Raw genomic sequence first — 23,393 nt, 5'->3', positions numbered from 1 at the left:
GTCCGGAACCGGGTTCTTGAAAATCGGCTCATCATAAAACCTGCCCTGGAAAGGCAGGTTGTTAACTATTTTTCAAGTAATTGGCTATCCTGGCGTACTCCCGCGATCGTCTATCAGAAGCCGACCGTTGGAACCGATGGCCTGCGGCAGCATATTAAGTTCCCCTGGAAATCTTTAAAAGCGTTGTGATAAACCCTGTCCGAAGGCCAGGGTGAACACAAAAGCTCAGAAAAGCAAGTGATAAAGTCGTTTTAAGTCCATTGAAAGGATGATTTCCGAATTTGAGGACTTTATACATGGCTTTTAAAAACCGGATCAGATGATCTGGTTTTTATTTACTTAAAGAAAGAGAGAATTCTTTGGTTAATTTCAGCAATTCGGGAACCGTTACAAAACGATAGCCTTTTTTGGTCAAAGCTTTCACGATGAATCCGGTGGCTTCAACGTCTTTCCAGCGGGAATCGAAAGTGCCGTCGTGTAGCAGAATGATATCCCCGCTATGGATATTTTGAATCACCCGCCGCGCCATCCGCTGCGGATTGTAGGTTCTGCGATCGCCGCAAATCGACCATAGTACGGTTTGATACCCGTTTTTTTGGGCAATCCGAACCACTTCCCGATTCAAGCGGCCACGCGGTGGTCTAAAAATCAAAACGGATTCGCCGGTAAGCTTTCGAATCACCTTTTGGCAGTCTTGAATTTCCTTCTCAATTTTCGGTTTTGAGCAAACCGCCAAATTCCGCGGATGACTGTAGGTGTGATTTCCGATGGAATGGCCGGCGGCGATCACCTGCTCCACCAGAAAGGGGTAGGTTTTCATCGAGACTCCCACCATAAAAAAAGTCGCCTTCGCATGATATTTCCGGAGGATATCCAATATTTGACCGGTATAAACCGGATGCGGCCCATCGTCGAATGTGAGGGCAACCATCTTTTGACGGGTTTCAACGGAGTAAATAATATCCGTTTTGGGCCGGTTGATAAAAAAAACCAGAGCAAAACCCATCCCAAATAAGATCGCACCGAAAATCCATTTGCTCATCAAGTACCCTACCATCGTGATGTAAATATATTGAGGGTATCTGAATCTTATGAAGCCTGATCATTTCCGGAAATCGATGATCTGCGGCATGGGAACGTAGTAATCAATCCCTAAATCTTTCCGCTCCGTCGTCCCGTCTTGATGATGGATGAGAATCCAATTTTTCACTCTCACCCCTTCGGCGCCAGCTTGAACCAGCTGTTCTTTCCCGGCGAGCAAACGGGGATTATAGCGGCGGATAACGGGCATCGCGCGGCGCAATAAGACCTGGTGATGCCATGTCACCCTGGGAACCCGGGCTTTCCCGTAAAAAGCCATGTAAAGAGTGTTGTCAACTTTCTCCGCCAGATCATGAGCGGCGAATCCGTTGTATTTCGAAATTTAAAGTCAGTCGTTCCATACGAAACCGTGGCGTCCTGCCCCGGAGGAACATAAGGGACTAGCATCCCATGGGGGCGGCGTTCGATAATCTGCAGGTTTGCCAAAGTAGTCACATTATAGAGGGTCGTTGATATTTTACAGATCCCTCCCCCGATTACCCGGATCACCTGGCCTCCCGAGTAAGCCGGGCCTTCCCGAAAACCTTTTTCCCGGGTTCTTGGTCCGAGCGTTCCGTTCATCGAGAAGATTTGTCCCGGCTGAACCACCGTTCCTGCCAGCATTTTTGCAGCCAGTCCCACATTATATTCTTCGCCGGGCAAGGGATCCGGGAGCGTAGTTTGAAAAGCCGCCATCCGGACCGGAGTTTTATTTTCCTCGCTGAGCTTCAAAAACTCTTCATCGTTTTCCCAAATCAACAAACCCTGCGAAGGATAACCCAATGAATGATCGGTTTCTTGCGCGAGCTGTTTCGCTAAACAATGGGAGGCGGCCTCTATTTCCAAAGGCACAATGAATACCAGAGCCACCAGCCAGATCAGCCGGGATCCTTTTCTCCAAAATCGCTTCAATTTCTCCAGTCCTCTCATTTCATTATGAATATTATGTTCAACAGGATCCCCGATAATCGCTCAAGCAGCGTTAATTGGACATCCAATGTTGACCAAGACCCATGCTGGAGATTGACAATTGATCGGTTAATCCGATAGCGCATATTGGAATTAACGACCACATATAGTGGATTAAAACAGCGCGATGTAGGGGTATGAGATGAAAGTCTTGGTCATTCGCAAAAAAGTGTGCTCGATCATAGGATTGGGGATACTTTTTTGCTTTGGGGTTTGGCTGAGCCAAATTTCCCCTCTTCAAAAAGTCATGGGCCACCCCCAAAAACAGGTCGCCATCGTCATTGATGACTTCGGCGGACAGTTCCCAGGAATCGGTGAAATGATGGCTCTCCCGCACCCGTTAACTTTTGCGGTCATGCCTTTTCAGGAATTTTCGCGTCAACAGGCCGAAGAGGCATATGCGAAAGGCTTTGAAATCATCGTCCACATGCCCTTTGAAGCATTTGCCGCGGATCGGCGCTGGTACGGCCGGCAGTATATTTCGAGCGCTTCGACTCTGGGCGAGATCCGGCGGATTATCGAAGAATCCTTTCAAATCTTGCCCATGGCGGTTGGGTTAAGTAATCATATGGGATCCAAAGCGACCGCCGAACCCAAAATTATGAAAGAGGTATTCAAGGAATTACAGCGCGTAAACCGCTTTTATTTCGATAGCAGGACGACTCCGGCCGCATCGCCCGCGACGACCATCGCCCGGAATTTAAATTTACCTTTTGCCAAGCGCGATATATTTTTGGATAATATCAATTCCACGAGCCACATGCGCAAGCAACTGAAGAAACTGATGGATCTGGCCACCGTCCAAGGATTCGCGGTAGGAATCGGCCACGTCGGACCGACCGGGAAGACTTTGGCCGAAGTACTCCGTCAAGAACTTCCGAAATACGAAAAAGAGGGGTTTCAATTGGTGCCGCTTTCCAAACTCATTTACACCCGGGTTCACGGATCTCAGGCGGACAGCGGCATAGTGATCGGCATCGATCCCGGCCACGGAGGAATCGATGCCGGAACCAGGTGGGGAAATCTGCTTGAGAAAGACTTGAACTTAAAATTTAGCCGCAAATTGGCGGCCGCGTTAGACGAAAGAGGATATCAGGTCATGATGACCCGGGACGAGGACCGACTTTTAACTTCTTACGCGCATTTCTCATATAAAAATTGCCCGTATAAGCTGGATGATTTTCGTTGCCGGATCCAAAAGCTCGAAACCGCCGGGGCCCGGGCCATCGTCAGCGTTCACGTCAATTGGAACCGGCTGTCCTTCCATCGCGGCCCAGTCGTTTATTTCTCCGCCGGTTCCCCCGTATCCCAAAAAATCGCCGAACATATCCAAGGACGTCTCAACCAGGTCCAACCGTTCCGCAAAATACCAAGAGCCGGGGATTTCTACTTTTTAAAACATACCAGAGTGCCAACGGTCCTTCTGGAACTGGGATTTTTGTCAAACGCAGCGGACCGCAGATTACTACGAGACGAAACCTACCTGGAAAAACTCGCCTCAGCGGTTGTCAACGGATTAACTGATACATTCTGATGTGCCGCATTCCGTTCTCGCCGTTATCTGCAGTTTTGGACCCAGATTCCATACTCCTCTCTTCTAGACCCATCGTTTCCTATCTCTCTTTCCTTTGAGCCTTTGCCAACCATACCCCCAATCCATCTTTACCTTTTCTTTATGGTTCCCCGCTCCTTCTTGATCCCGTTTTGACCGGGGCCGGACTTATAATGAATGCAAAGCTCAGTTTGGCAATGACCCAAATTCTATCGGGAATTAAGGTGTCAGCAATGCGGGAGTTCCTTGCGAAAGTCGGGTTATATGCGATTTTCGTTGCCATCATCTTTCTTATCAAGCTCTATCACGATCTTCATCAAAGTTAAAATTTCCTGAACGAACTGGGTCCGTCTCACTCCGGCCGGAGATATATTCGGCAAACTGCGCACAAAATATTGGCGGAGGTGGTCAAATGATGGATCTAATCATCGGCGGAATTGTAGCGGTTCTCCTCGTGATTTACCTAGTCTATGCTTTAGTAAAGGCGGAGGATTTATAATGGTAACCGATATCTTGCAAATGGGACTGATTCTCGCGCTTACACTGGCTCTGGCATGGCCGCTCGGCCAGTATATCGCCAAAGTTTTTCAAGGCGAGCGGACTTTTTTCGATCGGGCGGCCCGGCCGGTCGAGCGCTTGCTCTATCGAATCGCGGCGGTCGATCCCGATCAGGAAATGGATTGGAAACAATACGCGGGCGCACTATTGGCTTTTAACATTTTAGGGCTCGTCGTATTGTTTCTGATGCAGCGCTTGCAAGGAATTTTGCCCTTCAATCCGCAGGGCTTCGGCCCGGTCCCCGGCGCCTTGGCTTTCAATACCGCCGCCAGCTTTGTGACCAACACCAACTGGCAGGCCTACTCCGGGGAATCGACCATGAGCTATCTCACCCAAATGGCCGGGTTAACGGTACAAAACTTTGTCTCGGCCGCCACCGGGGTGGCGGTCGTGATCGCCTTGATCCGGGGACTCGTTCGCAAAACGACCCGGGTCATTGGCAACTTCTGGGTCGATCTGACCCGCGCCGTGCTTTGGGTCTTGCTGCCGTTGTCCCTCGTCCTGGCCGTCGGGCTGGCCTCGCAAGGCGTCATTCAAAACCTTCATCCTTATCAGACGGTTCAGACGCTGGAGGGCAGGAACGCCACCCTTGCGATGGGACCGGTCGCTTCCCAAGAAGCCATCAAAGAGCTGGGAACCAATGGCGGCGGATTCTTCAACGCCAATTCATCCCATCCCTTCGAAAACCCGTCGCCTTTGACCAATGTGCTGGAGATCATCGGCCTGCTGCTCATCCCGGCGGCGCTGACCTTCAGTTTCGGCCGGATGGTGGGCGACCGGCGGCAAGGCTACGTCATCTTGGGAGCCATGCTGCTGCTCTTCCTGACCGGGCTGGGCGTCGCCTACTTCAGCGAAGCGGGCGGCAACCCGCAAATCGCCGCGCTCGGCGTCAGCGGCCCCACCGCCATGGAGGGAAAAGAAGTCCGGTTCGGCGTCGGAAATTCGGTTCTGTTTGCCACCGCCACGACCGCGACATCGTGCGGGGCTGTCAATGCCATGCACGATAGCCTGACGCCGCTCGGCGGCTTCGTTCCGCTCTTCCAAATGATGCTGGGCGAGGTGATCTTCGGCGGCGTCGGGGCCGGCCTGTACTCCATCCTGATCTTTGTCATTCTGGCGGTTTTCATCGTCGGACTGATGGTTGGCAGGACCCCCGAATATCTCGGCAAGAAGATCGAGAGCGGCGAAGTCAAGATGGCCGTGTTGGCGATCATCATCCCTTCCGCCCTGATCCTGGTCGGCGGCGCCAGCGCCGTGCTGGTCCGGGCCGGCCTCGCTTCGATATCGAATCCCGGTCCCCACGGCTTAAGCCAGGTCCTGTATGCCTTCGCTTCGGCGGCCGGCAATAACGGCAGCGCTTTTGCGGGGCTGAACGCCAACACGCCTTTCTACAATCTTTTACTCGGCATGGTGATGTTCATCGGACGGTTCGGCGTCATCCTGCCGGTCCTGGCGATTGCCGGAAGTCTAGCGGGTAAAAAACACATTCCGGTGGGACCGGGAACGTTCCAGACGCGGGGGGTGCTTTTTAGCGGCGTCTTAATCGGAACCATCATCATCGTCGGCGCCCTGACCTTTTTTCCCGCATTGGCGCTGGGACCCATCATCGAACAACTATTGCTGAACGCCGGAAAGCTGTTTTAACCCGATATCGCAATCCGATTCCAGGAGGAATGAACCATGTCCAGTGAGAAAAAGAACGATTCAAAACGTCTGAACGGCGCGATGATCCGGCAGGCGATCGGCGACTCTTTCGTAAAACTGAATCCGCTGACGCTTTGGAAGAACCCGGTCATGTTCGTGGTGGAAGTCGTCGCGCTCCTGGTGACTTTGGCGGTCTGCCGCGATCTAGCGGTCCAGCGTTTCGGCGGGCTGGGGTTCAACCTGCAGATCGCCTTCTGGCTCTGGGTGACCGTACTATTTGCCAATTTCGCCGAAGCTTTGGCCGAGGGACGCGGCAAGGCGCAGGCCGCGGCGTTGCGGCGCACCCGCAGCGAAACCATTGCCAAGAAGCTGTCGGGCAAGGGAACGGTCCCCACTCCGGCCGCCCAATTGCGCAAAGGGGATGTCGTTCTGGTGGAGCCGGGCGATATCATTCCCGGAGACGGTGAAGTGATCGAGGGTATCGCTTCGGTGGATGAAAGCGCCATCACCGGCGAGTCGGCGCCGGTCATCCGGGAGGCCGGCGGGGATCGCAGCTCGGTCACTGGCGGCACCCGGGTCCTTTCGGACTGGATTAAGGTACGGATCTCCGCCAATCCCGGCGAAACGTTTTTGGATCGCATGATTCACCTGGTGGAAGGGGCCAAACGTCAGAAAACCCCGAATGAGATCGCCCTGACCATCTTGCTAGTGGCCTTGACCATCATCTTTCTGCTGGCCGTGGTGACCTTGGAGCCCTTCGCGCGTTACTCCGGGGCGCAGCTTTCGGTGGTTGCCCTGGTCGCCTTGCTGGTCTGCCTCATTCCGACCACCATCGGCGGGTTGCTCAGCGCCATCGGCATCGCCGGAATGGACCGGTTGCTGAAACGGAACGTGATCGCGCTGTCGGGCCGCGCCGCCGAGGCGGCCGGCGATGTCGACGTGTTGCTGCCCGACAAGACGGGCACCATCACCTTGGGCAACCGGATGGCGACCCAGTTTCTGCCCGCCCCGGGAATTACCGCCGCGCGCTTGGCCGACGCCGCCCAGTTGGCGTCATTGTCGGATGAAACCCCGGAAGGGCGCAGCATTGTGATTCTCGCCAAAGACCAATTCAACCTGCGGCAGCGGGATCTGACAAAACTGGGGGCGGTGTTTGTCCCCTTCAGCGCCCAGACCCGGATGAGCGGCGTCAACCTGGGAGAGCGGGAGATCCGCAAAGGCGCCGCCGATGCCATTGCCGGGTATGTGAAGAGCCTGGGCGGGGAAATCCCGCCGGAAGTTCAAAAAAGCGCCGACCGGATCGCCAAGGAAGGCGGCACGCCCTTGGTCGTGGCCGAAGGCCGCCAGGCGCTGGGAGTCATCTACCTCAAAGATGTCGTCAAAGGCGGCATGAAAGAACGCTTCGCCGAGTTGCGGCGGATGGGGATTAAAACCGTGATGATCACCGGCGACAATCCGCTGACTGCCGCGGCCATCGCCGCCGAAGCCGGAGTGGACGACTTCATGGCCGAGGCGACGCCCGAGACCAAGCTGCAACGGATCCGGGAATACCAGACCCAAGGACATTTGGTGGCGATGACCGGAGACGGGACCAACGACGCTCCGGCCCTAGCCCAGGCGGACGTGGGCGTGGCGATGAATAGCGGCACCCAGGCGGCGAAGGAGGCCGGCAATATGGTCGACCTCGACAGCAACCCGACCAAGCTCATCGAGGTGGTCGGCATCGGCAAGCAGTTGTTGATGACCCGGGGAGCGCTGACCACCTTCAGCATCGCCAATGACGTGGCCAAATACTTCGCAATCATCCCGGCAATGTTCGTGGGAGCGTATCCGGTCCTCAACCGGCTCAACGTCATGGGTCTGGCCAATCCGCAAAGCGCGATCCTGGCCGCGGTCATCTTTAACGCCTTGATCATCATCGTCCTCGTGCCGCTCGCCTTGCGCGGCGTAACTTACCGGCCGCTGGGAGCCAACGAACTGCTCCGCAAGAATATGCTCATTTATGGTCTGGGCGGATTGATCGTCCCGTTTATCGGCATCAAATTGATCGACCTGATCATTAACCTATTTTAATTTTAATGGAATCTCAAGAAGGGGAAGTGCTGAACCATGTGGAAAACTCTCTTCCGGGCCTTGCTGCTCCTGCTCTCTTTAACGCTATTGACGGGAATACTCTATCCACTGGCGGTAACCGGGTTGGCCCAACTGTTTTTCCCGGATCAAGCCAATGGTTCGCTGGTGCGCCAAAACGGCAAGCGAGTGGGGTCAACCCTGATCGGCCAGTCATTCCAGTCGGCCCGTTATTTTCAAGGCCGCCCCTCGTCGGCCGGGTATGACGGCACCGCTTCGGGAGGCACCAACCTGGCCCCGACCAACCGCCAACTGCTCAAAACTGTCCAAAATAGAGTCGCCGCGGTGCGCGCCGCCAATCAACAGCCCGGCACGGCGCCGGTCCCCAGTGACCTGGTCACCGCTTCGGCCAGCGGGCTCGATCCCCATATCTCGCCGCAAGGAGCATTGTTCCAGGCGGCGCGGGTGGCCAAGACCCGTCGACTGCCGCTGGCGACGGTGCGCCGTTTGGTCAAAGAACACACCGAACGGCCCTTTTGGGGGGTGTTCGGGGAACCCCGGGTAAACGTGTTGCGGTTAAATATGGCGTTGGATTCATTGCCGAACGAAGGATGATGACGGATGAGTTCACTGGAACCACGGGCCGATCCCGATGCGTTGTTAGCCAAAGTTCTCCAGGCCGAACGCGGCAAGCTGACGCTCTTCCTGGGCGCTTCGGCCGGGGTCGGCAAAACCTATGCGATGTTGCTGGCAGCCAAAGAACAGTTGGCTGAAGGGGCGGACCTCCTCATCGGCTGGGTGGAATCCCACGGCCGGGCCGACACCGAGGCGTTGATCCAGGGGATCCCGGCTGTCCCGCCGCGACAGATCGAATATCAGGGCCGAACCTTCCCGGAGATGGATTTGGAGTCCGTTCTCCGCCGCCATCCCCGGATCGTCCTGGTGGATGAGCTCGCTCATACCAACATCCCCGGCTCGCTGCACACCCGGCGCTACCAGGATGTCGAGGAGTTGCTGGCGGCCGGGATCGACGTTTATACCACGCTCAATATTCAGCATATCGAAAGCCTCAATGATGTGGTGGCCCGGATCACCGGGGTCGTGATGCGCGAGACCGTGCCGGACCGGGTGATTCAGGACGCGGAGATCAAACTGGTGGATATCCCGCCGGAAGCGTTGTTGAAGCGGCTGGAGGAAGGAAAAGTTTATGTGCCGGCCCAGGCTCAGGAAGCCGCCAAAAATTTCTTTCGCATCGGCAACCTGACGGCCCTGCGGGAGCTGGTGCTCCGCTATGCCGCCCAACGCATCGACACCGATCTCGAAACCTATATGCGAGCCCATGCCATTACCGGCCCTTGGCCCGCCGCGGAACGGGTGATGGTCTGCGTCAGCGAAAGCCCGCTCTCCGCCCAGTTAATCCGGGCCGCATACCGGCTGGCCGCCAGTTTAAAAGCGCCCTGGATCGCGGTCTATGTCGAACTGCCGCGCAGCGAGATCGCCAAAGACCAAGTCAAAGCGGCCTTGGCTCACAATCTGCGGCTTGCGGAAGAACTGGGCGCCGAAGTCGTCACGATCGTCGGGGACGACATCGCCGAGGAGATCATCCGGGCCGCCCGGCGCCGCAACGCCACCCACCTGCTCATCGGCAAGCCGGTGCTTTCCAACCTCCGGAACGTCTTGCGCGGTTCGGTCTTTAGTAAGATTTTGAAACACAGTGAGGGGTTGAGCGTCCATATCATTTCCGAGCGGACCAAGAATGCGCCCCCCAGTTTCGCGCCCCGCCGGGCGCCCTCGCGCATCCGGCCCCTGCCCGCCCTGCTGACCATGATCATGGTCGCCTCCATCACCGTGCTAAGCAAATTTGTCGAACCCGCTTTTGGAATGGTCAATATCGCGCTGGGTTTCTTATTGCCGGTCATGATCTCGGGAATCCTCTGGGGCCGTTACACCGCCTTACTCGGCGCATTCTTGGCAGCGATCTGTTTCGACTTTTTATTTATCCCTCCGGTTTTGCATTTTACCGTTTCGGATGTGCGGTTCTTATTCAGCTTTATCATGTTCCATGTCGTGGCTTATATCACCGGTTCGCTGGCGGGGCGGTTGCGCCATCACGCCCATGAAGCGCGAAAACGGGAGATCCGGATCGGAGCGCTCTATGCGCTCAGCCAAAACATCGCGGGCACCGAAGGGCTGGATACCGTATTGAACCTGGCGGCCCAACGCATCGCCGAATCCATCGACGCCGACGTGGCGGTATTGCTGGCCGATCCGGCGGGAGAACTTCAGCTCAAGTCCGCCGCCAACCCCCGGGGAGAAGCCGGGAGCGATTTTCTCAACCCGAATGAGCTTGCCGTAGCCACCTGGGTCTACCAGCACGGCCAGATTGCGGGGCGCGGCACCGACACTTTAAACGGCGCAGCCGGGCTTTATATGCCGCTTCTTTCCGACGGCCGCCCCATCGGTGTGATTGCAGCCCGGCTATTCCGGAGCGACAAGTTGCTGGACCCGGAAAAACGCCACCTCATCGAGGCCTTCGCCAATCTGATCGTGCTGGCGGTCAAGCGGATCACCTTAGCCGAAGCCTCCAAGCAAGCCTACCTGCTGCAAGAGTCGGAGCGGCTTTGGCTGGCGCTGTTCAATTCCCTCTCCCATGATCTGCGGACGCCGCTTTCGTCGATCATCGGCGCGGTCACCAGCCTTTTGGATGAGGGCGAGCTGTTTGACCGCGCCTCCCGCGCCGAATTGCTGCATACCGTCGAGCTGGAAGCTTTGCGCATGAACCGGCTGGTGGGCAACCTCTTTGACATGGCCCGGCTGCAGAGCGGCATGCTGCAATTGAAGAAAGAATGGTGCGACCTGGAGGAGATCATCGGGGTCGCGTTGAATGATATCCGGCGTTCGCTGGAGAACCGGCCGGTCCAGATCGAGATCGAGCCGGAGCTGCCCTTCATCCAGGCGGATATGGCCCTGATCGAACAGGTATTGGTCAATCTGCTGGACAACGCGATCAAATATTCCCCGCCGGGTCAGGGAATTGCCTTACAAGCCAGGCGCCGCGGCGCCGAATTGCTGATCATGGTTCAAGACCACGGCGAAGGCATTCCCCAGTCCGAATTGGGCGCGATCTTTGACCAATTCTACCGGGGCAAAACCACTCAGGCCGTCAAGGGCACGGGCCTGGGCCTGACCATTTGCAAGGCGATCGTGGAAGCCCATAACGGAACCATCTGGGCCGAAAGCGAAGCAGGACAAGGGACAACGATCGCCTTTACCTTGCCCGTCTCCGCTCAGGCTCCGCAGACGGTCCCCGAGGGAAGGAGAGGATGAGCCATGCTGGAAACCGGCTCGCGCATTCTGGTGATCGATGATGAACCGCAAATCCGCCGCCTGCTGAAAGTGGCGTTGGCAGCCCACGGCTTTGAAATGGCGGAGGCGGCTCTGGGACGGGAAGGTCTGACCCAAGCGGCGATGAGCCGGCCGGATCTGATCATCCTCGATATGGGATTGCCGGACATGGACGGCCTGGAAGTTCTCAAACAGTTGCGGGAGTGGTCCCAGACTCCGGTGATCGTCCTCTCCGTCAAGGAACAGGAGGAAACCAAGATTGCGATGCTGGATGCCGGCGCCGAAGACTATGTGACTAAACCGTTCGGCATGGGCGAACTGCTGGCCCGGATCCGGGCGGCGTTGCGCCGCTCGCTGAAGGAAGCGGCGGAGGAAGCCGTCCTGACCCTGGGCGATTTGCGCATCGATCGCGTCAAGCGCCTCGTCACCGTGGCCGAACAACCCGTGAAACTGACTCCCACGGAATACGATATCCTCAAGACGCTGGCCTCCAATCCCGGCCGGGTCTTCACCAACACCCAGTTGTTGAAGGCGGTCTGGGGAGCGGGCTATCAGAACGAAACCCACTATCTCCGGGTATTCGTGGGTCAACTGCGCCGCAAGATCGAGCAAAACCCTTCCCGGCCCATTCACTTGATTACCGAGCCCGGAGTGGGATATCGGTTAATGTAGCATCATCTGGCTGAAGTCCGCTCTTTTCCCGAATGAGAGAATTTCAAATCTCTTCGAAAAAGCTTCGCAACACAATCCGAAAAGCACGAAAGTGATCCCATACATAGATACCGCCTCCAACGAAAACAATAAAACCAAATTTACGATGTGAATGGAAGAAATATGAGCCTCTATAATAATCTGCTTTTTTGGCCGGGACTTGCCATTGGTTTTGCAATCCCCACCATCATTCTCATCCCGCGCCAGGAATATAAGAAATTTTTCATTTTTGGATTTATTCTGGGCGGTTTGGTCGATGTGCTGTCGATCCTGGTCTTTGGCAATCTGCTCGGAGAATTTTCTTATCTGGCCGGCCCCTTCATGACCATGGGAATTCCGATTTTTGTGCCCGTCGCCTTTACTTTTGTTTGGATGCTTTTCCTCTACTTTCTGCCGGTACGATTGGAATTTCTGATCCCCTATATCATGGGGTTCGCCGGATTCTCGGTGTTTATAGGGGCCGTTGAACAAAACTTGGGTTATTTTCAATACCATCGTGGATTGGTCCGGGGGTCATTGACTACCCTGGTCGTGTTCCTGGTGTGGTTTAGCCTGTCCGCTTGGGTCTACCGGCATTATTTGCCCAAATTGGACAAGTCCCATTAAATTTCTACGTTCGCATCATGTCCCTAAAGCCGGCCCTGATGGAAAAAATGAAGGGTTAAGTCCGGTTTTTTCTCCGTGGAGCTTTACCTATCCGCCTCTCCTCTTCTCGTTTTGAACCTTGATTCGCCCGATTCCAGGATTACTCGAAAAACCCCTTTGCGCCAACCGGTGTTTCAATCCTATCATCCGTTCAATCCGCTGAATCCAGGTTCTTTTCCTCCCTCTGATAACGGTTCAGCAATTCGTCCAGCTCGATGCTGGCGACCAGGACCGCGGGGCTGGTGTGGCCGTGGAGGTTCCAGAGACGGTGAAGCCGGGCGCGGCTGGCGGCGATTTGTTGTTTGAGGGTTGATTCGTTTTTTTCGGCGATTTGTGGCATGGTCTCCTGTAACTTGCTCAATGTGTAAACTTATAATTTCTGTCCATATTATACACATAAATGGATTTATTTTCAAGTTTTTCGTCACATTTTTACACAAAAATTTACCCGGAACCCTTTCTCCGCTATGATTGAGTTGGAGCGTGAAACATGAGCACATTAGGCGAGCGAATCAAAAATTTACGGACTCAACAAAATCAGACTCAGGATGAATTGGCGAAACTGCTTTGTATCAATCGTTCCACCATGGCGAATTGGGAAACCGATCGCGCGCAACCGGATCTTGATACGCTGATTAAGATTGCCAATCATTTTGAGGTTTCACTTGATTTTTTAGCTACGGGACGTACGTACGGCGAACAAACAGAAACTGATTCTTCAATTAAAAGCAAAAATGCGGTTTCGATGAACGTTACGAATGAGGAAGCTGAAGTTTTGAAGATACTTCGAGGAACTTTAGCCGATCTCACGCCGGATTATCGGAGAAAAAGTTTGGTTTTTATCAAGCGTTCCATTCAGATGGCTGGTGAAATTGTGAAGGAGATTTGTAAAGAAAATCGATAAATTTATCGGATTGTTCATTCCGTGAGATTGCGCTGAATGTCCACGAGGGTTTTCCCGCCCTCGTGGACATTCAGTTTTAGTTAACCAAATCAGGAAATCTCATCTTAACAGTGACTACAGACCTCTATCTTTCCTCTAGAAACCAACTAAGCCTCAAAATTTATTAATGGCCTCTTTATGTTCTTCCAGCTGATATTGTAGTATAGAAAGGAATGGACGTATGAAGGATGTTTTTGGGCGGCGTTTACAGTCCGAGAGAGTGCTCGCCGGGAAGTCGCGGAAGGATATTGCAGAATATTTGGGCGTTTCCCTGGCGAGTATCAGCTATTATGAGACCGGGGTTAATTATCCGACCGTGGAATCATTACTGAAATTGGCTTGAGTGTGGATTATTTATTGGGGAGGACGGAAGAAAGAAAAATTTAAAGAGCCGGTATACGGTTGTGCGCTCCCCTATTTTCAATTTTCCTCTTCCGAAATTGCTAGGGTCCAAATCCTTTTCAACGGAATCTCCGCTTTAATATCTTCATCCAGTTTATCATAATACCGCAGTAATTCATCGATAATCGATTGCTGGTCCCAAAGTCTGACCCGGAAGAATTGCGCCGGAATTTCCTTATCAATCGAAGACTTAAAGCCACCCCAGGAGACTAACAGCCCTTGATCGGCATTGAAGTTTTGCATTACGCCGATCAACTGGTCGAGCGTCGGACGATCGATCGGTGAATCCGACGATTTCACCTGAACACAGATACGGGGCCGGCCAAATCCCAGCTCCCCGGGTGCCGCCAGAATATCCACGCCTTTATCAACCCCTTCCGGACTCTTATAGGTCGTATAACCTTGCGCCTGCAGGATGGCTTCGATAATCATCGTCAGTCCGTGACCTTTAAACTTGCGAATGATATATTTGGCGATGCGGTCTTTGGCATACTGCTCCAGGTCGATCTCTTCGCCTGCGGTCTCTTCCGAGTTTTCGACGTTTAGGTTATTAAATGCTGGGTCCACGGTATTCGCAATACTTGATTTCCAGTTGTTCGCCGCCATCTTTTTGATTCGTTGTTCCGCATCATTCCGGCTGATCCGGCAGACTGTCATAAATGCACCGATTGAATACAAGATGTCTTGATCAAAATTGGAACGAGGGATGTCCGTCGCGAACCAATTGATAGTACGATAATGATAATACGGACTTCCCAGTGAGGCGTCATAAACGTATTCCCCAATGACTTTCCCAATATGAACAGCCGGTCTGACCTTACTGGGTAGGATGACCCAATCGCCGATTTGGATATCATGAGCCATCGGCCAGATTTGGCCAGTCCAGTTACGAGCTCTGCCCGGTTTGTCGTGCGGATATTTGATACGGAGATAATTAAACAGAGCAGTCTTCTCCGAAAAACTACGCAAGTCGACGTCCAAGTCTTCCCAAGTGAGATAAACCCGTTTGTCGGTCAGAAATTTGTTTTCGTATTCGCCGGAAGCCCCGGCGCGAAAAAGCCAAAGCGACATTGTTATTCACCTCAATGATTACTTAATTCCTCAGCGATCAATGCAGCCTGTTTTAATACAGTCTCGGTAGCCAGCATTTGCATGTCCGGCGGATATCCGTATTGACGCAAGGTACGCTTGACAATGACTTTGAGCTTGGCCTTCACGCTTTCCTTGATGGTCCAGTCAATCGAAGCGTTTTCTTTGACTTTTTGGAATAAGACGACCGCCAGTTCCCGCAGTTTTTCCTTGGCCATTACCTCCCGTGCGCTGTCATTGTTAGCGATCGCAGTATAAAAGCCATATTCATATTCAGATAAACCCATCTCCTGTGGCGTTTTATCCATCTGATGGATCTCTTTGCCGATGTGAATCAGTTCTTCGATAACTTCGGCCGCGGTCAGGATTTTGTTATGGTACTTCTTAATGGAATTTTCGAGCATTTCCATTAAGGTCTTGCTTTGGATCAAATTCTTTTTGGTGCGGGACCTGATTTCGTCATTGAGCAGCTTCTTCAAGACTTCCAACGCGACGTTTTTATGCTCCATATGCTTGACTTCAAGCAGAAATTCATCTGAAAGAATGGAAATATCGGGTTTCTTAATTCCCGCCGCATCGAAGACGTCGATTACCTTTTCAGTGACCAAGGCTTTATCGATCACTTGCCGGATAACGGTCTCTATTTCTCCGCCGGTTCTCGCCGAACCCGTGCCATCGAATTTTATCAGTCTCGATTTAACCGCTTGAAAAAATGAAACCTCATCTTTGACATCTAACGCTTGTTCATGAGGAGCTAAATCCAGCGGAGATGGTGCCGGCCTTGGCCTCCAAACCGTCGGATACAACCAAAAAAGGCATTATAAATGAAGAGGGTCGAAATCGTCTCTTTGTAGGTTTGCAACTGGTCAAAGGCAGTATGAATTGTTGCGTTTTCATCCGCCGCGTTTTTCAATTCGATCACGACCAAGGGTAGACCATTTACAAAGAGGATCCCATCCGGCCGTTTCTTATAACGATTTTGGACCACGGTAAATTGGTTGAGAACCAAGAACATTGTTTTCCGGTTCAGCAAAGTCAATCAACCAAACCAGATCGCCCCGGCTCTGCCCATCCTTCTGATACGTAACCTTAATTCCTTCGGTCAACATGCGATGGAGTATCTCATTGTTTGAGATTAGCTCCGGCGAGTTGAGGCGCTGGATCTGTTTGATGGCATCTTCTCTTGTCTCTACAGGGATCCTTGGGTTAATCCGGCCAACCGCATTCCGCAATTTTTCAAGCAGAAGAACATCCTCAAACGATTGCCGCCCCGGCGTTTCACTGTCGGGAGCAATATCGGGACCGTAAATATATTGGTAGCCCTGTTTTTCGAGGAGTTCGACAGCGAATTGCTCGATCTGGGATTCGGTGATTTTAGCAGCCATAATAACCGTCCTTTGACCAATTTACCGGATTATTGACGATATATTCAGCGATCATTTGATACGAATTTTCATTCCGAATGATATGTTCGTAATAATTGCGTTGCCACAATCTCCCGGGAAAAGGATCCCAGCCGTGTTGTTTTACCCCGTCGGTATATCGTTTGGTCGTTAACGTTTTAAACCGATGAACAATATCCGGCAATTTCATTGTTTTCATCCCCACCGGAACGTCCATCGTAGGGGCAACCCCCCGTGGTTGCCCCACACATGGTTGCCCATCGCATCCGGTATCATGGGGTTGCCCGTTCCGTGGTTGTTCACACCGTAATTGTCCAGAATTGCATAATTGACCATCCCGTTGAACAACATTGAGCAAATTCACCGCCGTCGATCCCATTGTTTTCACCATGTCCAGCGGGATTCCCGTAGGGGCAACCCCCTGTGGTTGCCCATCACACAATTGCCCATCGCGTGGTTTCCCGTTTCGGGGTTGTTTGGAATCGGGGCGATTGCATAATCCACCAGGGCAGGCACGGAGGCCTGCCCCTACCGTTGCCACGATTTCGATGATGCCGTGAATGTGATTGGGCATGACGACAAATTCATGGATGGCAAAACCGCCATAATGTCGGGGGATTTCATTCCAAACCGTCGCCACCATCCGCCCCGCGTCATTCAATATCATGGCCCCGTTTTCAATTTTGCCCAATAAATGTAACCGGTTCTGGGTACAGATGGTGATAAAATATAATCCGGCCCGCGAGTAATCGTATCCTTTCAGGCGAATGGAACGGCGATGATGGATAGCGGGATTATAGGTCATATCTCATCTTCACTCCCCGATCACATTTTCATCCGGACTCCTGATTCAGCGATTATTGGTTCCTTGATTTAAATCCGTGTCATCAGTTCAATCCGTTTAATCAGTGATTCAGGCCTTCACTCTCACTTCTCCGCTCATCAACTTTCATCTCCACCAGCAGCTCCACAACGCTGCGGGGCGTATAGAATTGGCCGCCCTTTTTCCCTTCCGCCAAGGCAAACTCGCCGAGGAAATATTCAAACACATGGCCAAGAACATCGGCGCTGCGGGCTTTGGCGTCGCCGAGAGCGATATTGCCGATCAGATCGATCAATCCGCCCAGATTGGTCGGGTCCAGGTTGCCACGGGCAAAAACCTTCGGAAGCACATCTTTGAGCGATGGATTGTCCTTTTCAATGGCATCCATCGCGTCATGCAGCTCTTCAAAAGCATCGGAGATGTATCGTAAAAAAATAAGGCCGAGGACAATATGCTTGTATTCGGCGGCATCAATATTCTTTCTGAGCTTATCGGCAGCTTTCCAAAGCTGTTTCTCAATGGGTTCTTCTTTGATGTTATTCTCTTTGCCTTTCGCCATCTAGTTGCGCTCCATTCCGAGGTTATGTTCTTTCATTGATAACTTCCGAAAGCCACTCATAATTCCTAAGCAGGTCAAACATGTTAACGTTCCAAACCTGCATTTATTTTCCATGTAAAATTTCGACATATTCTCATCAAAACCTTTTATAAATCCACTTCTACAAACTTTTTATCTTTTTCTTCTGGCGAACCCAAGGGTTAAATCGATCAACAGAAATAACATTCTCGCCCATTGCGAGAAAAAGCAAAATGGGGATTGCTAATTCGTGGAAGTCCTATTTATGTTTAACCTGAGTCTTTGGCAGAGAAGCCTGCAAGCAGTTCTTTATTCGTTGACAACCTCTCAACTTGAAAGCCCCCTACCTCTTCCCTCTTCCCTCTCCCCTCCCTCCCCCCCACTTATCCACAGCCAAAATTCATTAACCACATTCAACGATACCGTTTATCCACAGGAATAGAACACTTATTCACAAAAAGAACTCTTTTATCCACAAAATGAGCTTGTTCAACGACTGAAAGAGCTCATTCATTCACAAAATGAGCTCGCTCAGCGACTGAAAGAGCTCATTCATTCACAAAAAGAGCTCTTTTATTCACAAAATGAGCTCGTTCAACGACTGAAAGAACTCTTTTTCCACAAAATGAGCTTACCCGGCGACTGAACGAGCTCTTTCAGTCACCAAAAGAGATCCGTCACTCGCCAAATGAGCTCATTCGACGCCTCAACCCGATCACTTATCCACAAAGCAACGATAGGCGAGGGGTGAGCCCGTCATGGATGGAATTACGAATCTTTTCATAAGCCCGGGTGCGCCGTCTTCCCCGCCGCGATAAGCGCTTTTGAACCCCGCGTCTAACGGGGTTTTCTCATAGAATGAAAAAACCGCCGCAGCGGTCTTTTCGTTCTTCTTATCTTTGATCTACATTTATGATTCTTCTGCATTTTGAAAGCCTTTCGGCAACCCATTCGGGACTCAATCTCCTCAATTCCGCGCGTTTTTCCGGCAAGCTTCGCAGCAACCGAAGATCGTTAGGGCGCGTTTTTCGATATCGAAGTTGGCTTGCTTGGCGATAATCGAGAGCTGTTGCGCGGCGCTGTCGTTCTCAAACTCCAAAATCCGCCGGCACCTGGTGCAAGCCAAATGATAATGGTGCCCCTCCAAGCAGCATACCCGGAAATAATGGTCACCGTCTTCGAATTGAATTCGATCGAGCACTTTGAATTCCACCAGTTTTTCGATGGAACGAAAGATCGTGGCCCGGCCGATCTCCGGATGAGTCCGGCGCAGTTCCTGCCAGAGTTCTTCGGCAGAAAACAGCGCCCCGGTGCGGCCCAGCTCTTTCATCTTTTCCGCGATAATCTGCCGCGGTTGGGTGTTTCGCGTGCCCATTTTCTTCACTGCATTTTCGATCCGCTCTTCAATATTCATTGATCATTGTCCTATCCTCGCCGGAATTCGGGAGCCATTCCCATCACGAAATCGACTTATCCTGTGACTTTAAAATTAATATAGCATATATCCGCGATCATGAAAAGCAAACCCCAAATTGATTTAAATTGGCTTTAAAGACCAATTAATGGGCGGATAATCTCACTCCATTATATTGAGATTGTATCTCAATTAACATTTTTTAGAAGGAGTGAGCTGTATGCGTCGAAACCAACCCTTTTGGAAGCTCGGCTTGGTGCTTGCCCTCATCTTCGCTTGCCTGTCCCTCCAGGTTTTTGCGGCCGCCGAAGCGCCTCCCAAGTATATCTTCATGTTTATCGGCGACGGAATGGGTATCGCCCAGCGCCAGGTGGCGGAGTTGCAATTAAACAACACTCCGGGCAAGACCGCAATCGACCAAAAGAAGCGCCTGGTCATGAATACGCTACGGGTCAACTGTGTGAACACCACCTATGATTCCACCAGCATCGTGCCGGATTCCGCCTCCACGGCCACCTCGCTCTCCTCCGGCTACAAGACCCTGAGCGGCGTGATTGGACTCCGGGAAGACAAAACCACCGTAACCCCCTATATCAGTGAAGCGTTGAAAAACAAGGGTTACGCCGTTGGCATCGTCTCCTCCGTCAAGATCGTGCACGCGACGCCCGCCGCTTACTATTGCCATATCGACAGCAGAAATAAGTATGACGAAATCGCCGAACAATTAATCAACAGCAAATTCGACTTGTTCGTGGGCGGCGGCGGAGTGAAACATTTCTCGCCGGCCAGCCGCAAGGACAAACGAGATCTCTATCAAGAAGCGGCGGCCAAGGGTTTTACCGTGGCGACCACGTCCAAAGAATTTCTGGCAGCCAAGCCCGGCCAACGAGTCCTGGCCAACCTGCCCGGAGATATGAACGACGAAGCGTTGCCCTACGCCCTGGACCGCGGGCCCGACGATCTTCCCCTGCCCCAAATTGTGAAGAAATCCATCGACCTCTTGTCGGCCAATAAAAAAGGCTTCTTCCTGATGGTCGAAGAGGGCAAGGTGGACTGGGCCTGCCACGCGAATGACACCGGCAGCACCATCGCCAACATGCTCGATCTCGATCAGGCGGTCGCGGCGGCGCTGGAGTTCAAGAAGAAACATCCGCAAACCTTGATCATTGTCACCGGCGACCATGAATGCGGCGGCCTCGGATTATCCATGGGCACCGAATACCGGGTCAATCCGGAATTGTTCTACAACCAAAAACTCTCCTTTGAGATGGCCGATGTAAAAGTGGCCGCCATCCTCAAAAATGAACGGGATCCCCAGTCCGGCATCTTGAAACTGGCCGCCGATTTTGGCCTCACCCATCCGACCGAATCCGAAAAGGCCCAAATTGCCAAGGCCCTCGCCGATGAGCAAGCCGGCCTGAGCAAGCAGCAACTGAACGCGCTCTACGGCGGATACCGGCCGGTATCCATGACCTTCTGCCGCCTGATGAATACCCGGGCCAACCTCTTCTGGACCTCTTATGTTCATACCGGAATTCCGGTGCTGACCACCGTCGAGGGCGTCGGCGCGGCCCGGTTCTCCGGCTATAAAGACAACACCGATATCTGTAAAGCGCTCAACCAAGTGGCGCAAGCCGGCTTGAAATGGTAACCGGCACGATCAATCGATAACACCATAGCAAAGGATGACCGGCAACGGTCATCCTTTTTCCAAAGTAAGCGATGGCGCAAATCCGGAGGAAACGATGAATCAACTGAAAATGAATCCCGCTTTCCGGGACATCGTCTTTTGCGCGGTGATCCTGGTGTTGACTTCGATTCTGATCCTATTTCCCTTGTCCAAATACTATCAACGCCCCGCCAGCGAGCGGGAGGCGCGTTGTATCGTTCTGGAGACCGATGACTCGCTAGTCTTTCAACGCGGCATCTTCCGTCAAGGCGAACAAAGCGTGAAAGTCCGGCTACTCGACGGTCCGGACCGGAACCGGATTATCCAAGCCGCCAATCTGCTGCAAGGTTCGCTCGAATTGGAATGGTTCTTTCAACCGGGCGAAAAGGCGCTCTTAGGCTATTCCAAGCAGGGCGACAGGATTATTGCCGCGCGGATGCTTGAACCGCTGCGCGAAGGAGCGATGCTCGCCATCTCGCTGGTTTTCCTGGCTGCCCTGATTGGCCTGGCCGGTTGGGTCGGGGTCAAAGCCATCGTCTCCTTTGGTTTTACGATTATGGTGATCTTAAAAGTATTGCTCCCCTTCTGTTTGGAGAGCCGGACCGATCCCATGCTGTTCGCCATGCCGATAGTCGCCTTAATCTGCCTGGTCACAATCTTCTTGGTGGCCGGATTCAACCAAAAAGGATGGAGCGCTTTTCTGGGCTCGCTCAGCGGCTGCCTGTTTACCTGGATCATTTTACTGATCTTCGGCGGAATGATGCGGGTCAATGGCGCCACTTCCGAATTCTCCGCCACCTTGCGTTTCTCCGGCTACGAACACTTGGACTTGCTCAAACTCTTCTATGCCGGCGTGATCCTCTCAGCCTCCGGAGCGATTATGGATGTCGCCATGGATATCGCGGTGGCGATGTTCGAGATTCGCGAAAAAAGGCCGGACATTCGGCGCTCCGAGTTGATCAAATCGGGGCTGAATATCGGCCGGGCGGTCATTGGCACGATGTCCACCACGCTATTGCTGGCCTACTCTGGCGGAGCCATGACCATGCTGATGTACCTGTTAGCCAAAGGCATCCCCTTCTGGCGAATCATGAATATGAATTATATCGCTTCCGAATTGTTGAAGACCTTCTCCGGGACCATCGGCCTCACCTTGGTGGTTCCTTTTACGGCCATTATCGCCGGCTTCATCCTCGTGCGGGTGCCCCCAAAAACGCAAGCGGAGGAGCCGCATGAAGCCATGAAGTGTCCAATCCAATCTTAAGCCATTTCTCCATGCTTAAATGACGGACCCCAGCCGACCCATTCCGCCGATTGAACGAATCCTGAAGATATGATATAGTATATTAAAAGCCATGTGATAAAGTCTTTCGAAACGGAAATCAGCCTTTCAGCGGAGTAAAAAACGACTTTATCCCTTGCTTTTCTGAGCTTTTAAAAGGCGATGGAGTTCGCCAAAACCGCCTCAAAGGCTGATGACTCCTGTGTTTTAGTTTTATTAAGCTAAATCATGGGAGTTTTTGTTATTCTGATTATCTTATCCAGTTAGTTCAGTAGAATGAAGGGTTAAATCGAACTCCCCCCGCAAATGGACAGACTATAATCAATTCGTCTGTTCATCCTCCATACCAGCAAAACGGAATACCTTACGGTGGTGATCGTTATGGAAGAACCGATAGTAAAGTAAAAGAACCTTTGATAAAGCGATGGAGTTCGCATACGCCTATCTCGGGCTGATAACTCCTACATATATTGCGAGATAGGAGATGGATTATGTGTTCATCAATATTTTATTCATCATTGCCGGCGGTGGGTTAGGGTCAGCCTGTCGATACCTTTTTTCATTGCTAGCTGTGAAATGGTTTGGGAATAGCTTTCCCTTGGGAACCTTAGGAGTCAACCTCATTGGCTGTTTTTTGATTGGATTGGGGTTTTCCCTGGCAGGACGAAATATCATTTCTCCGACAGTGCGCTTGTTATTGATGACCGGCTTTCTTGGCGGATTAACTACCTTTTCCACCTATGCGCTGGAAAGTACCAATTTTATGGGGAACGGCCAGTTTCTTACGGCACTCGGCAATCTTGCGCTGAACAATATAGGTGGTTTAGCTCTTGTTTTTCTTGGGCTCTGGCTTGGCAGGACTATCTAAGGGGGCTCTACAATGTCACTTCAATATAAAAAAATCAGGATCTTTACCAGCGAAAATGTTCGATGGCACGGCAAGATTTTATATAACGCCGTCATCGAATATGTCCGCAGCCTCAAATTAGCCGCTCGATGCATCGTAAATCGAGGAATTGCGGGTTATTATGAAAATGGCGAAATCTCCGCCACCAACATTCTTGACTTATCCTATCACTTGCCCGTCACCATTGAGCTTTTGATCCCTGAGGCCGAGCTATATAGGATGAAATAAATATCTTTACTATATTTGCATTCCTAAGGCCGAATGCAAATGAGATTAAATCGGAATTTATTTCATCCTATTACAGCGGTAA

23 protein-coding genes, 2 pseudogenes and 2 riboswitches are annotated in these 23,393 nt (G+C 52.2%); of the genes and pseudogenes, 14 read left to right on the top strand and 11 right to left on the bottom strand.

From position 1 onward, the window contains the following. Positions 1 to 331: 331 nt before the first annotated feature. The 3 genes from EDC14_RS04420 to EDC14_RS04410 form a co-directional block, all read right to left on the bottom strand. Positions 332 to 1,006, bottom strand: a complete 675-nt coding sequence (locus EDC14_RS04420; RefSeq protein ID WP_279388729.1) for a polysaccharide deacetylase family protein — start codon at positions 1,004 to 1,006, stop codon at positions 332 to 334. 96 nt (positions 1,007 to 1,102) lie between these two features. Then, on the bottom strand, positions 1,103 to 1,327 hold the full coding sequence (locus EDC14_RS04415; protein ID WP_165907786.1) for a G5 domain-containing protein: 225 nt from the start codon (positions 1,325 to 1,327) through the stop codon (positions 1,103 to 1,105). Next, on the bottom strand, positions 1,324 to 1,992 hold the full coding sequence (locus EDC14_RS04410; RefSeq protein WP_165907785.1) for a VanW family protein: 669 nt from the start codon (positions 1,990 to 1,992) through the stop codon (positions 1,324 to 1,326). The genes EDC14_RS04415 and EDC14_RS04410 overlap by 4 nt, the downstream gene beginning before the upstream one ends. A gap of 199 nt (positions 1,993 to 2,191) precedes the next feature. Between EDC14_RS04410 and EDC14_RS04405 the strand changes: the two genes are divergently transcribed. The 8 genes from EDC14_RS04405 (at position 2,192) to EDC14_RS04370 (ending at position 12,535) form a co-directional block, all read left to right on the top strand. Further along, positions 2,192 to 3,583: a divergent polysaccharide deacetylase family protein gene (locus tag EDC14_RS04405; RefSeq protein ID WP_132012968.1), complete on the top strand. Its 1,392-nt coding sequence runs from the start codon at positions 2,192 to 2,194 to the stop codon at positions 3,581 to 3,583. Between the two features lie 430 nt (positions 3,584 to 4,013). Continuing rightward, a complete protein-coding gene (kdpF, locus tag EDC14_RS27745) occupies positions 4,014 to 4,100 on the top strand; it encodes a K(+)-transporting ATPase subunit F (protein ID WP_132013002.1) in 87 nt (28 codons plus the stop codon). Beyond that, positions 4,100 to 5,803 carry a potassium-transporting ATPase subunit KdpA gene (kdpA, locus tag EDC14_RS04395; protein WP_132012967.1) on the top strand — a complete coding sequence of 568 codons (1,704 nt, stop codon included), beginning with the start codon at positions 4,100 to 4,102 and terminating at the stop codon, positions 5,801 to 5,803. Before kdpF ends, kdpA begins: the two co-directional genes overlap by 1 nt. 36 nt (positions 5,804 to 5,839) lie before the next feature. Further along, positions 5,840 to 7,876, top strand: coding sequence for a potassium-transporting ATPase subunit KdpB (gene kdpB / locus EDC14_RS04390; protein WP_132012966.1), 2,037 nt, complete (start codon positions 5,840 to 5,842; stop codon positions 7,874 to 7,876). 36 nt (positions 7,877 to 7,912) lie between these two features. Next, positions 7,913 to 8,488 carry a potassium-transporting ATPase subunit KdpC gene (gene kdpC / locus EDC14_RS04385; RefSeq protein ID WP_132012965.1) on the top strand — a complete coding sequence of 192 codons (576 nt, stop codon included), beginning with the start codon at positions 7,913 to 7,915 and terminating at the stop codon, positions 8,486 to 8,488. Positions 8,489 to 8,494: 6 nt separating this feature from the next. Then, positions 8,495 to 11,200 carry a sensor histidine kinase gene (locus EDC14_RS04380; RefSeq protein ID WP_132012964.1) on the top strand — a complete coding sequence of 902 codons (2,706 nt, stop codon included), beginning with the start codon at positions 8,495 to 8,497 and terminating at the stop codon, positions 11,198 to 11,200. A gap of 3 nt (positions 11,201 to 11,203) precedes the next feature. Then, on the top strand, positions 11,204 to 11,890 hold the full coding sequence (locus EDC14_RS04375) for a response regulator (RefSeq protein WP_132012963.1): 687 nt from the start codon (positions 11,204 to 11,206) through the stop codon (positions 11,888 to 11,890). Positions 11,891 to 12,052: 162 nt separating this feature from the next. After that, on the top strand, positions 12,053 to 12,535 hold the full coding sequence (locus tag EDC14_RS04370) for a hypothetical protein (RefSeq protein ID WP_132012962.1): 483 nt from the start codon (positions 12,053 to 12,055) through the stop codon (positions 12,533 to 12,535). A 190-nt stretch (positions 12,536 to 12,725) separates the two neighbouring features. On the opposite strand, the gene EDC14_RS04365 is transcribed toward EDC14_RS04370, so the two are convergent. After that, positions 12,726 to 12,935: an aspartyl-phosphate phosphatase Spo0E family protein gene (locus tag EDC14_RS04365; protein WP_132012961.1), complete on the bottom strand. Its 210-nt coding sequence runs from the start codon at positions 12,933 to 12,935 to the stop codon at positions 12,726 to 12,728. A gap of 129 nt (positions 12,936 to 13,064) precedes the next feature. Between EDC14_RS04365 and EDC14_RS04360 the strand changes: the two genes are divergently transcribed. Then, positions 13,065 to 13,478 carry a helix-turn-helix domain-containing protein gene (locus tag EDC14_RS04360; protein WP_132012960.1) on the top strand — a complete coding sequence of 138 codons (414 nt, stop codon included), beginning with the start codon at positions 13,065 to 13,067 and terminating at the stop codon, positions 13,476 to 13,478. A 220-nt stretch (positions 13,479 to 13,698) separates the two neighbouring features. Then, a complete protein-coding gene (locus EDC14_RS27740) occupies positions 13,699 to 13,860 on the top strand; it encodes a helix-turn-helix domain-containing protein (protein ID WP_132012959.1) in 162 nt (53 codons plus the stop codon). A 77-nt stretch (positions 13,861 to 13,937) separates the two neighbouring features. Here the strand turns inward: EDC14_RS27740 and EDC14_RS04350 are convergent, their stop codons facing one another. From EDC14_RS04350 to EDC14_RS04330, 7 genes and pseudogenes are all read right to left on the bottom strand, one after another. Continuing rightward, positions 13,938 to 14,990 (bottom strand): restriction endonuclease, encoded by a 1,053-nt coding sequence (locus EDC14_RS04350; protein ID WP_132012958.1) that lies wholly within the window; start codon positions 14,988 to 14,990, stop codon positions 13,938 to 13,940. Positions 14,991 to 15,001: 11 nt separating this feature from the next. Beyond that, a pseudogene (locus tag EDC14_RS27735) lies at positions 15,002 to 15,760 on the bottom strand (DUF3387 domain-containing protein); the annotation flags it as partial. 2 nt (positions 15,761 to 15,762) lie between these two features. Beyond that, on the bottom strand, positions 15,763 to 16,023 hold the full coding sequence (locus EDC14_RS27730; RefSeq protein ID WP_424337396.1) for a type I restriction endonuclease: 261 nt from the start codon (positions 16,021 to 16,023) through the stop codon (positions 15,763 to 15,765). Next, the gene (locus EDC14_RS27725; RefSeq protein WP_424337395.1) at positions 15,977 to 16,393 is read right to left on the bottom strand and encodes a type I restriction endonuclease; all 417 of its coding nucleotides are present in this window, start codon (positions 16,391 to 16,393) and stop codon (positions 15,977 to 15,979) included. The genes EDC14_RS27730 and EDC14_RS27725 overlap by 47 nt, the downstream gene beginning before the upstream one ends. After that, entirely contained in the window at positions 16,383 to 17,216 is an 834-nt protein-coding gene (locus EDC14_RS04340) for a transposase (protein ID WP_132012957.1), read from the bottom strand. Before EDC14_RS04340 ends, EDC14_RS27725 begins: the two co-directional genes overlap by 11 nt. A 145-nt stretch (positions 17,217 to 17,361) precedes the next feature. Further along, positions 17,362 to 17,793: pseudogene (locus EDC14_RS04335) on the bottom strand (type I restriction-modification system subunit M N-terminal domain-containing protein); the annotation flags it as partial. A gap of 985 nt (positions 17,794 to 18,778) precedes the next feature. Further along, positions 18,779 to 19,225: a Fur family transcriptional regulator gene (locus tag EDC14_RS04330; protein ID WP_132012956.1), complete on the bottom strand. Its 447-nt coding sequence runs from the start codon at positions 19,223 to 19,225 to the stop codon at positions 18,779 to 18,781. 220 nt (positions 19,226 to 19,445) lie between these two features. On the opposite strand from EDC14_RS04330, the gene EDC14_RS04325 reads away from it, so the two are divergent. The 4 genes from EDC14_RS04325 (at position 19,446) to EDC14_RS04310 (ending at position 23,311) form a co-directional block, all read left to right on the top strand. Further along, complete coding sequence (locus EDC14_RS04325) at positions 19,446 to 20,876, top strand: alkaline phosphatase (RefSeq protein WP_132012955.1); 1,431 nt, start codon at positions 19,446 to 19,448, stop codon at positions 20,874 to 20,876. A 94-nt stretch (positions 20,877 to 20,970) separates the two neighbouring features. Continuing rightward, the gene (locus EDC14_RS04320; RefSeq protein WP_165907784.1) at positions 20,971 to 22,158 is read left to right on the top strand and encodes a YibE/F family protein; all 1,188 of its coding nucleotides are present in this window, start codon (positions 20,971 to 20,973) and stop codon (positions 22,156 to 22,158) included. A 167-nt stretch (positions 22,159 to 22,325) separates the two neighbouring features. Continuing rightward, a riboswitch (Fluoride riboswitch) is annotated at positions 22,326 to 22,386 on the top strand. A gap of 201 nt (positions 22,387 to 22,587) precedes the next feature. Then, a riboswitch (Fluoride riboswitch) is annotated at positions 22,588 to 22,647 on the top strand. Positions 22,648 to 22,669: 22 nt separating this feature from the next. Further along, a complete protein-coding gene (gene crcB, locus EDC14_RS04315; RefSeq protein ID WP_424337394.1) occupies positions 22,670 to 23,044 on the top strand; it encodes a fluoride efflux transporter CrcB in 375 nt (124 codons plus the stop codon). A gap of 12 nt (positions 23,045 to 23,056) precedes the next feature. Further along, positions 23,057 to 23,311: a DUF190 domain-containing protein gene (locus EDC14_RS04310; protein ID WP_132012952.1), complete on the top strand. Its 255-nt coding sequence runs from the start codon at positions 23,057 to 23,059 to the stop codon at positions 23,309 to 23,311. Positions 23,312 to 23,393 lie beyond the last annotated feature (82 nt).

The organism is Hydrogenispora ethanolica (assembly GCF_004340685.1).
GTDB classification, from domain to species: Bacteria; Bacillota; UBA4882; order UBA8346; family UBA8346; genus Hydrogenispora; species Hydrogenispora ethanolica.
This window is presented reverse-complemented; position numbering and strand designations above follow the sequence as displayed.